Genomic DNA, 888 nt, shown 5'->3' with positions numbered 1-888 from the left:
TCAACTAAATCGTTGGGGGTGTTTTTTTATGTGTGAAAAATATTATGGAAATTAGAAAAATTGGAATGTTATAAATAAAGGATATACAGAAAGAGGGCTTGGAGGATATTAGGGTCTAAGGGGGGGAGGTTACTTTACGAAGAAAAGAGATAAAAAAACACTCAAAGCAAGATGATTTGAGTGTTCTAGAATTTAAGAATCATGTAATGTATTTTAATCATCAAAATCTTGATCAGCATTTTTAATCACATTACTTGAGTTTTTTAAAGCGTATAGTAACTGACCAAGCAACACATCCTTATCCGCAAGTACAACAAGAATCATTGGATGTTGTTTTGCTTGAACTGAGCTTAATATCGCTTTACCATTTTCCGCATCAAGCGTAATAGATTGGCAACCAATTAAGTGAATTTCTTGTGTAAATGCTGTGACCATTGCGAGAATTGAGCTACTGACAGCAGCCAATTTTCCATTATTGTAGATATCTCTTTTGTGTAATGTTGCTAGTTCAAAACCATCAGTTGAACAAACCATTGCAAAATTTACGCCACGTACATTGGACATAATATTTTGTAATTCTTGTTTCGCAACATGAATGAGTTCAGGTGAAGCAGCACGTTTTTCTTTGATCTTAAACATAAGTGCTCCTTAGGCGCTGATATTGTGGTTAACTTCAACAGATGTGATTAATGCTTCTAACAGCAAAAGAGCATCGTCTTTTTTACGCGCATCTATAAAAAACAGAGGTGAAAATAAGTCTTGGCTAATAAGCCATTCTTTATACATACTCAAAGAATTGGTACTTGTATTATCATCCACGTGTGTAATACCAATGGCGATATTATCTGTGTAGTTTTGAAAGGTTTCTAGATAGCTTTCAAGCTCTTG

Annotated in this window: 1 protein-coding gene and 1 pseudogene; both read right to left on the bottom strand. The window is 34.2% G+C overall.

The window, feature by feature from the left end:
• Positions 1 to 213: 213 nt before the first annotated feature.
• Positions 214 to 639 (bottom strand): roadblock/LC7 domain-containing protein, encoded by a 426-nt coding sequence (locus EXE29_RS17295; RefSeq protein WP_106986561.1) that lies wholly within the window; start codon positions 637 to 639, stop codon positions 214 to 216.
• 9 nt (positions 640 to 648) lie between these two features.
• Positions 649 to 888: pseudogene (locus EXE29_RS17290) on the bottom strand (GTP-binding protein); the annotation flags it as partial.

The organism is Acinetobacter sp. WCHAc060006 (genome assembly GCF_004209135.1).
Lineage (GTDB): Bacteria > Pseudomonadota > Gammaproteobacteria > Pseudomonadales > Moraxellaceae > Acinetobacter > Acinetobacter cumulans.
This window is presented reverse-complemented; position numbering and strand designations above follow the sequence as displayed.

What these genes read in the sequence shown, in the direction of transcription:
- EXE29_RS17295 (WP_106986561.1), bottom strand. Translation starts at nt 639, where the DNA reads ATGTTTAAGATCAAAGAAAAACGTGCTGCTTCACCTGAACTCATTCAT.